General features: G+C 39.0%; 6 protein-coding genes. 2 read left to right on the plus strand and 4 right to left on the minus strand.

The window, feature by feature from the left end; all coding sequences use genetic code 11:
- Positions 1 to 340: 340 nt before the first annotated feature.
- From ADICYQ_RS08060 to ADICYQ_RS28395, 4 genes are read right to left on the minus strand one after another with little or no spacing between them, the layout of a single operon-like run.
- Positions 341 to 2,116 (minus strand): RagB/SusD family nutrient uptake outer membrane protein, encoded by a 1,776-nt coding sequence (locus ADICYQ_RS08060; RefSeq protein ID WP_020894111.1) that lies wholly within the window; start codon positions 2,114 to 2,116, stop codon positions 341 to 343.
- Between the two features lie 27 nt (positions 2,117 to 2,143).
- Positions 2,144 to 3,304 carry a TonB-dependent receptor domain-containing protein gene (locus ADICYQ_RS28385; RefSeq protein ID WP_235114487.1) on the minus strand — a complete coding sequence of 387 codons (1,161 nt, stop codon included), beginning with the start codon at positions 3,302 to 3,304 and terminating at the stop codon, positions 2,144 to 2,146.
- Complete coding sequence (locus ADICYQ_RS28390) at positions 3,237 to 5,090, minus strand: SusC/RagA family TonB-linked outer membrane protein (RefSeq protein ID WP_020894113.1); 1,854 nt, start codon at positions 5,088 to 5,090, stop codon at positions 3,237 to 3,239. The genes ADICYQ_RS28385 and ADICYQ_RS28390 overlap by 68 nt, the downstream gene beginning before the upstream one ends.
- 11 nt (positions 5,091 to 5,101) lie before the next feature.
- Positions 5,102 to 5,335: a carboxypeptidase-like regulatory domain-containing protein gene (locus tag ADICYQ_RS28395; RefSeq protein WP_235114488.1), complete on the minus strand. Its 234-nt coding sequence runs from the start codon at positions 5,333 to 5,335 to the stop codon at positions 5,102 to 5,104.
- 1,059 nt (positions 5,336 to 6,394) lie between these two features.
- Here ADICYQ_RS28395 and ADICYQ_RS08070 point away from each other — a divergent pair.
- Both ADICYQ_RS08070 and ADICYQ_RS08075 read left to right on the plus strand, forming a co-directional pair.
- Positions 6,395 to 8,857, plus strand: a complete 2,463-nt coding sequence (locus ADICYQ_RS08070) for a DUF7133 domain-containing protein (protein ID WP_020894116.1) — start codon at positions 6,395 to 6,397, stop codon at positions 8,855 to 8,857.
- A 7-nt stretch (positions 8,858 to 8,864) separates the two neighbouring features.
- Positions 8,865 to 9,732: sugar phosphate isomerase/epimerase family protein (locus ADICYQ_RS08075; protein ID WP_051160155.1), on the plus strand; the 868-nt coding region annotated here is incomplete at its 3' end.

Consider the following 9,732-nt stretch of genomic DNA (forward strand, 5'->3'; position numbering starts at 1 on the left):
AATGAGTTTCATAATCGTTTTCTAATGTGGTTAAAACCAAAATTTAAATTGTTTATAATTATCAACGCATTATTTAAATTACAAATCTAGTGTTTTTTTATAGGTGAAAAATGGTGTATACCTTGAAAAAAAGGTTTATCGATTGCCTAAAATCAAATCCAGTAAACCTTTATAGTTTTTAGCGGCTATGATTTATTTCAAACCACAAAACAGTCCAAATTCAAATTGGCGACTTAACGCATTATTTCAATGTTCTCGGATCATGGTTTATAATCTATTAAATATTAAAAAAGGGTGAGAAAAACCTCACCCTTTTTTAATTTTAATATGTTGAAATTAATTAATCAAATGCTGGATCTTGAACCAATGTTGGCGAACCATCCTTAAACGAACGCTCGATAGCTTCCAAAGGCACTGGGAAATATTCATGAACTCCTTTGTCAAAATTAGCACTGCTGAGATAGGTTCTCTTTGTTCCTTCCTCGTCCAGGTATTCATTCATGGTTTCAGCTGAAATACCCCAACGTTGCAAATCAAAGAACCTGTGTCCTTCCATGGCAAACTCAAGTCTCGTTTCCATTCTAACTGCTTTTCTCGCAACATCTTGATCAGTCCATGCCATGTCATAGGTTGAAATCACATAATTGGCAGCATATTCACCATCAATAATTGTGTAATCATTCCTTTCAGCCCCTTGGATGGCCTTAGGCACAAATCCTTCAGGATTGGCTGCTCTAGTTCTGATTAAATTAACAAGTGTTCTTGCTCTTTCAAGGTTACCTAGCTCCACTTCAGCTTCTGCAAGCCAAAGAATCACCATGTCCAAACGCATGATTCTATAATTGTTTGCAGACAAACGTGGATTAGAACCTATACCAAAGAATTCAGGTTCTGCCACATGTTTGATTGGGGAATAAGGTCCAGCATAATTTTGATCCCTTATGAAATCACTTCCGTGAATTTTATACCTTTTATAGAGTATTCCTCTTCTACCGACAGTATGGTCTAATCTAGGATCCAATGGAGCTTCATAAGCATTGAAAGGATCGTCCCAAGCCAAACCTTGGTCATTGTTCACATCACTTTCATTGAAAGTATCCAAAAGTGGGAGACCATCCGCTGAAGTCTTGAAAGCATTAACTAAATTTTGAGAAGGTTGGTAAAATCCACAACATCCCCAAGGGTCTGTATAAGGATAATTCAAAGTAGTACCCTCATTGGCTGCTGCCGTAGTGGCACTTGATATAGAAAATTGAATCTCAAAAATTGATTCTTCATTGTTCCTTCTACCTACTAAGAAGTTTTCTTCAAATGTATTGGTCAGTGCGAATGGACCATTGTTTAAAATATCATCCAAGAGGGTTTTTGCAGCTGCTAATACAGTAGTATTCGCCTCCCCTGTAGATTGATCCCATCCTTGAAACATTTTTGCCTTAGCTAAGAATGCTTGTGCTGCCCATTTAGTAGGTCTTCCCACATCCACCTGTGATTCAGGAAGTGAATTCATAGCCGCTTCAAAATCTGCCTCAATATCAGGCCAAATCTCCTTGTCATTTGGGACTTTACTACTCTCCAAATCTATAAGATCGAAAGTATTGTCATCTATATAAGGAACCATTCTCCACATTTTTCTGGCTTCCATATGGAAAAACCCACGTAGAAACCTTGCCTCAGCAATAACTTGCGCTCTTCTTTCATCCGAAACATCATCTGCCACTTTCAGTGTATTTAACACATCATTGGTTTTGGCGACTCCTTTGTATACAGCTCGCCATTTATTCCTCAAGTGAAGGTTGGTAGGCTGAAAATCAAACGCTTCTAAAAAGGATTGTTCAGGTTGATCTCCTGCATCTGTTCCTTTATAGGCATCATCCGAAACTACGCCACCATACACCCAATTGTCTATGGTGCCATTCCATCCTGACTGACCGTCAAGCCCATACCCATCTATCATTGCGTAGGCTCCTAATAAAAGTCCTTCTACGCCTTGGCCATTTGCCAAATCTACTGTACTGAATTGACCCTGAGGTACTGTTTCCAGAAACTCTTCCTGACAGGAAGACATGGACAATCCCAATACAAATGCAGTTGCAATTTTTAAATATATTCGTCTCATTAGTTTGCTTCTTTATGTTATGAATACTTAAAACGTAACATTTATCCCCAAAATCAAATTTCTGGAAATCGGCATGTAGCCTCCATCAAACCCAACCGTATTGTTACTTCCAGTTTGAATTTCAGGGTTCGTTCCTGAATATTTCGTTACGGTAAATAAGTTCTGCCCCTGAATATAAATGGAAGCTCTGCTCATCCCTATGTTCCTAAGAACTGGCTCAGCTACGTTATAAGTCAGTTGAATATTTCTCATTCTAAAATAAGAGCCATCTTCAACAAAGTAACTGGAAGGCCTGCTACTAACTTGATCATTAACATCCATTATAGGGAAAGTTCCTCCTGGATTGCTTGGCTGCCAGGCATCATACAATGCGGTCTTGGACTTGTTTCCTTGAAACGTGTTGAAATCAGTCCAATAATTAATGTAATTGAAAATATCGTTTCCAACTGATCCATTACCAAACACAGCAAGGTCCCAGTTTTTATATCCTAGATTAAGGTTAATTCCATATACAAAATCTGGATGAGGATTCCCTATTACTGTTCTATCAGCATCTGTGATCACACCATCTTCATTTACATCCTGAACTTTGAATTTACCCACGGCATTGTAATTACCGTAAGCGGGGTGTGCATCAACTTCCGCTTGTGTTTGGAAAATCCCAAGATTGTTGTAGCCAAAGAAAGACGAAATTGGATAACCTGACTGGGTGATGGTAACTGAAGGAACTCTGGTAGAAGCTCCAAACAAAACATTATCATCATTAGCTGCCAGGTTATCAACGTTGTTCCTGTACATGGAGAAATTAGCCGAAACCCCATAAGTCAGTTCGCCACCCAATGCAGTATCGTCCATGCCAAGGTTCAGGTCAATTCCTTTATTGGTCATTTGTCCTACATTAAAAAATGGTGCTGTAGCGTCTCCGTGTCCATAATTAATTGGTGTCTGAAACAACATGTCAGAAGTCACTCTATTCCAGAGGTCCAATTCGAAAAAGTACTTCCCTTCCATCAACTCAACGTCTAGCCCAATATTATTTGAGGCGGTGGTTTCCCATCTCGCATTTGGATTACCAAAACGCTGCGTATCAAATCCAAGAGCCGGAGTTGAGCTTGACCCATCAATTGGGTATCCTGCATTGAAGATATTGGACCTGTAAGTAGTATAGGCATTGTAGTCTCCTATCAACTGGTTCCCGTTTTACCCAACCATATCTTAATTTCATGTCAGACACGAATGGTAAAGCTTCTGCTATTGCAGCTTCATCAGATAACCTCCATCCCAGACTAAAAGCAGGGAAGGTTGCATTTCTTGAAGCCGCTAGGAATCTTGAGGACCCATCATTTCTCAAAATGAACTGAACCATGTACTTGCCATCGTAAGAGTAGTTTAATTTACCAAACTGAGAATACAATCGATAGTCACTTTCTACACTCCCAAAGTTTGTTGCTGTATTGGGATCCCCTAAATCTAGATAGGAAATAATTGGGTTGGTCTCAAAAGCAAATCGTTGCCTGGAGGCACCAAATATTTCCCCAAATTCTTTAATGGATTCTAAACCCAAATAAGCATCGAAGGCATGAACATCATTGAATGTCTTGGTATAACTTACTGTGTTGGTCCATACCCATTGGTAGGAATAAGCATTTTCCGCAGTAGAGCTGTTTACAAAATTGCCTTCTACATATTCAGGTTGAGGTCTACCGATATACCTTGCTCTGCGGTTATTGGCGTCAATCCCAAAACTAGATCTAACGTTTATGTTGTCCGTAAGGTCGATCTGTGCGTAAACATTACCAAATGCCCTTAATTCAAGGTTCCTGTTGTCCTTTGCTCTTTCAAGAAAGGCTACTGGATTATAGTTGTTACCAAGATTTGCGCCTCTACTACCAGCAAAGTTGCCCATGATGTCATATACTGGTAAAAGGGGGTGCTGAAGGGAAGAACTGAAGACCGCATTTTGCTCCTCGTTGTTTCCTCTTGATCCATTTCCAAATCCACCTTTTCTATTACCCACGGTTACCGAAAGGTTCTCTCCTACCGTAAGCCGATTATTTAATGCTTTAAATTCAGTATTTGCTCGAAGAGAATACCTGTCATAGCCAATGTTATTGATTACACCGTCTTGGCTGAAGTAATTTAAAGAAAGCGCATACCTTCCATTTTCAGTACCACCATTGGCCGTCAATTGATAACTTTGGATAGGAGCCGTTCTAGTGGACTCTTTCCACCAGTCAGTATCTGAAGATCTGGTTATAGGGTATATATTTCCTGGTTCGAGTGCATATAGACTTGGGTCAACTCCAGGATCACCTTCCATAGCTCCACTTGGAAAAACATAGTCTGGAATACTTACCTCACCATTTGGACCCCAAGAGTATTGACCATGGGTTGGTGTTGTGCCCGGATTACCATAAATATTGGCTAGGTAAAGGTACTCTCCCAATTCCTCTGCATTCAATGGATCAGGACTTCTGGCTGAGGTTTGAGTACCATAATAAGCATTAAAAGATATACTAGGTTTCCCCACTTTACCTCTTTTCGTGGTAATGATTATTACCCCATTCGCAGCCCTTGACCCATAAATGGAAGCTGCTGATGCATCTTTCAAAATCTGAATGGATTCAATATCATTCGGGTTTAAATTGCCTTGTTCCTGAGTTGGAACTCCATCAATAACATACAATGGATCGTTGTTATTAATGGTCCCAAAACCCCTAATACGTACAGTAGCCCCACCACCTGGCGTTGCATCATTAATAATGGTGACCCCTGCTGCTCTTCCTTGCAATTGCTGCGCAAATGTAGTGGCAGGAATAGCTAGTAATTCGTCAGAATCGACAGAAGTAACTGCTCCGGTGATTTCTCTACGTGATTGAGAGCCATAACCGGTAACCACCACTTCATCCAAGCCACTCAAGCCTTGCTCCAAGACAACATCGACGGAGGTCCTATTTCCAACGACTTCCTCCACATTATTGAATCCTAAAAAGGAAAAACCAATGTGGCTTGTTGGTTGGCAACTGAGATCGTAAAATTACCATCCAAGTCAGTGACTGTACCACTAGATGTACCTTTAACTAATACGGCTGCTCCTGGAAGAGGGTCTCCCAAATCGTCCGTAACGGTCCCCGTAACCTCTATTTGTGCCAAGGCAAAGCTTGTACTCACAAATATGGTAAACAGTACCAAACTGCATAATTTGTAAATTTTTAACATAAGCAAATTTTAGGTTTAAGTTATTAATCAATTAATTTAAGCGTAATCATTCTCTTTGTCATATAACGTAATAAAAATAACCATATAAACCAATATATGTTTATTTTTATAAAATATAAATTTGAAGAATTAGAATTATATTCAGCTCACAATATAGCGCATAATTCTAATGATGAAGACAAAATTACTATCAGGGATTTCATGCCTGGTTGTTTTTAGCTGTTTATTCTTATCCGACAATTTCACAACCTATTCATTCATTTAAACAGGAGGAATAATTGCAAATTTGCCATTTTTTTCTCAAACAAAAACATTTTCAAATTAAAAGTTTAATTTGAAAATGTTTTAATCGAAAATACATAATACTTATAATTCAAATCAATTATTTTAAAAATTACACAATTTTAAATACAAAATTTCATATATGTTTCATTTAACATGCTTGGTGAAAATTTTGTTTTTTTCCTTCTAAATGAACCTTTTCAGAACTAAACATTAAAATCTATAATAAATTATTTCTGTTGATAAATTCATTTCAAACCATACACGAATAACAAACTAAATAGAATAAATTTTGTTTAATTGAAGGCTTAACATCTACATTGAATCCAATTCTAAAAACTTTTATCTAAAAAACATATTTAGTTAATCACTAATCGATTTTTCGGTAAGGTTACCGTAATGTGTTTTCGCTATATAAAACTATAATTCATAGCTAATAAAAAACATTAGTTATCTGATAAACCCTATAGACAAACCCTAATAAACAAACCCCCACTGCACCTAAAGAGTCATTACCGTGATTTCCACCCTAAAATCCAATTTCAAATCGAATAAAAAATTATAAATGGTTAAAAATAATTTAATCATCATTATATTGAAATTAATTTGAATTTTACCAAACAAATATTAGATTTAAGAGCTATAAACCAAACCCAAATAAACTTGTTTAATCCATTCCTAAATCTAACAAAAACCTCTATTTCGGTTGGATTTTGGATCAATTTCTTACTTTTCGCAAGTTGTAGTTCCCCAAAGGGTCAAGAACCCTCCCCTCCTATGTCCCCAGTGGAAGCAATTCAGTTATTTGAAATAAACGATGACTTGTCCATCCAACTTGTAGCAGCTGAACCCTTAGTCGAAGACCCCGTTTTTTCAAGTTTTGATGAAGATGGCAGGCTGTGGGTAGTTGAGATGAGGGGATTCATGAATGACATCACCGGGTCAAACGAATTGGAACCCAATGGTAGAATTTCAATATTAGAAGACACCGATGGAGATGGCTTGATGGACATAAGCAGCATCTACTTGGACAGTATCATTATGCCTAGAGCACTAGCAGTAGTGAAAGGTGGCGCATTGGTAGTTGAAAATATGTCGCTATGGTGGACCCAAGACTTAGATGGAGACCTGAAAGCCGACACAAAGGTTTTGATCGATCCTAATTATGCTGGAAGTGATTTACCTGAGCATTCTGGAAATGGATTGCTAAAAGGGCTTGACAATTGGTACTATAATGCAAAATCTCGGTTTCGGTACAAATTTAAAGACAATCAATGGATTAAAGAGACTACTGAGTTCCGAGGTCAATGGGGAATAAGTCAGGATGATTATGGCAGACTTTATTACAATTACAATTGGTCCCCATTACATGTTGATCTCGTTCCTCCCAATTATTTTACAAGAAATGATCACCACAGCACCACATCTGGGCTTGACCATGGACTTACCGTAGACAGAGGAATTTTCCCTATCAGAGAAAATTTAGGCATCAACAGGGGGTATATTCCGGGAATTCTGGATGACAAAAACCGATTGAAGGAGTTTACATCAGCATGTTCCCCATTTTATTTTAGGGAAGATGGGCTCCCAAAACAGTATAAAGGAAATGTTTTTGTTTGTGAACCCTCTGGTAATCTGATTAGAAGAAATGCGATTATTTCCAATGGAATCCAGCTTTCCGCAAACTCCCCTGATGTCGGTCATTCAATGATTGCCTCTCATGATGAACGGTTTCGACCTGTAAGCTTAACATCAGGACCCGATGGTGCCTTGTACATCACAGACATGTACAGAGGATTGATTCAACATGGCGCTTATATATCCCCCTATTTGAAAGATATCACCATCAAACGAAAATTGGTTCAACCCACTCATTATGGGAGAATTTGGCGTGTTTCTCATAAAGATTGGCAAGCAAAACCCAATCCGAAATTATCCAGATACACTGGGCCAGAACTTGTAGCTACCCTTACCCATCCCAATGGTTGGTACAGAGATATGTCACAAAGACTATTAATAGAAAGAAATGATAGCTCGACCCTACCTTTACTTAGAAGCCTCGCCTTAAATAGAGACAATCCAATCGGACAGATTCATGCCTTATGGACCTTGGAAGGACTTGAAAGATTGGATGAGAACATGCTATTTTCCTTATTGGAAAAACCCGAGCAACAGCAATCAATGGTATATGTAAATGCCCTTAGACTGGCAGAACAATCCTCCAAAACTAGTGTTCAAATTAGAATGCGACTTGAAAAGCTTATTTTTCAAAACTTGGGAGAAATAACCAATGAAGAATTGGCACTTCAAATGATTCTTACTGCAGGAAGTTTGTCTCCAAGTGTTTCTAATGCCACTATTTTAGCTGTTCTCGAAAACACAATTGACCAACCTATTTTCAGGGATGCGGCAATCAGCAGTCTGACCAACCTGGAGTTTGATTTTTTATTGTTCTTGATGAAACAAAACGCATGGCAAGCGCACACCTCTCCAAAAGCTATTTTTCTGGAAATGCTATCCACGGCTATCAGTAGGAAAAACAACCCCAAAGAAATGCAAGAGCTTGTAACCCTATTGGAGCAAAGAAACCCATCAAAAGATTGGCAGGCTTTATCCATTTTCACTGGAATGGCTATGGCAGGCGCCCAAAACAAAACAGCACCTATAAATCTAAAATCAGCTCCAAAATTCCTCGAAACAATCTCATTTATCGAAAGTAATTTAAAAAGTACGGAATGGGACAATCTTTTCAACTGGCCTGGTAAAGAGGTGAAAATTGACTCCCTGTTAAACGTTAACCAATTGACAGCCGCAGAAAAAGCTTCGTTTGCAAAGGGTAGGCAACACTTTTTAAGTACTTGTTCAGGTTGCCATGGAGGAAAAGGTGAGGGTGTAAAAAGAATGGGCCCTCCTTTGAATAAATCAGAATGGGTAACCGGAAATGAGACACAGCTTGCCATGATCTTGCTTCATGGACTGGAAGGTCCGATATCCGTAAGTGGAATAAAATACAGTAGTCCTGATATATTACCAGTAATGCCATCCATGGCTAGCCTTGATAACGGTACCATTGCAAACATCCTTACTTACATCAGGAATGAATGGGACAATAAGGCGAAAGCGGTAAAGAGTAGCACAGTGGCCGATATTAGAATTTCAACCCAAGGAAGGGTTTTTCCCTGGAAACCTGAAGAACTCCTACTCTTCAAAACTCCAGTAAATCCTTCAAACAAACCTTAAGACAATTATGGAGGAATATAAAAAGAATCCCTTTGATTCATACCCTTTAAATACCCGGCGAAAGTTTATAAAAAATGCCAGTTTGGGATTAATGGCGATGACAATTCCTGAATTTCCAGCTATTTTTGATAATACAAAATTGGGAATAGTAGTCCATTCTTATGGGAAAAGGTGGCATGCCTCCCATCAAAGTAGTGATTACCCGGGATTCTCCGATGCAAGTGATCTTTTGGCGCATTGCCATGCTATTGGGGCTGGAGGCATTCAGGTAGGTGTCGATGGTTGGACGGAAGATTTCACTAAAAAAATCAGAGACCAACGGGAAAGATTAGACATGTACTTGGAGGGGTCAATTGGGATGCCTAAAAAAGAAACTGAATTGGTTGATTTTGAAAAACAAGTAGTCCTGGCCAAAGAAGCTGGGATAAGGATCCTGAGAACAGTAAGTCTGGGACCAAGGAGGTATGAAGCCCTACATAGCCGGGAAGCGTTTTTAACCTTCCAAAAACAAGCAATACACATGCTTGGGAAAACAGAGGGGATTCTAAGTAAACACAAAGTCAAATTGGCCATAGAAAACCACAAAGATTGGCGCGCACATGAATTGGCCCAATTGATGAAGGGAATCTCAAGTGAATGGGTTGGTGTAACCCTTGATTTCGGTAATAGTATCGCACTTATGGAGCAACCTGTGCACACCCTCCAACTTTTGGCACCCTATGTGTTTTCTACGCATGTAAAAGACATGGCCGTAAGGCCTTACCCGGAGGGGTTTCAACTTTCAGAAGTACCATTAGGTGAAGGCCTTATTGACCTCAAGAAGATTGTCAACACCTGCAAGGAACACAACCCATCCATAACTTTCAACCTGGAAA

Origin of the sequence: Cyclobacterium qasimii M12-11B, from assembly GCF_000427295.1 — a bacterium.
In the GTDB taxonomy this organism is placed as follows: Bacteria; Bacteroidota; Bacteroidia; order Cytophagales; family Cyclobacteriaceae; genus Cyclobacterium; species Cyclobacterium qasimii.

What these genes read in the sequence shown, in the direction of transcription:
- ADICYQ_RS08070 (WP_020894116.1), top strand. Translation starts at nt 6,395, where the DNA reads ATGTCCCCAGTGGAAGCAATTCAGTTATTTGAAATAAACGATGACTTG.
- ADICYQ_RS28395 (WP_235114488.1), bottom strand. Translation starts at nt 5,335, where the DNA reads ATGTTAAAAATTTACAAATTATGCAGTTTGGTACTGTTTACCATATTT.
- ADICYQ_RS08060 (WP_020894111.1), bottom strand. Translation starts at nt 2,116, where the DNA reads ATGAGACGAATATATTTAAAAATTGCAACTGCATTTGTATTGGGATTG.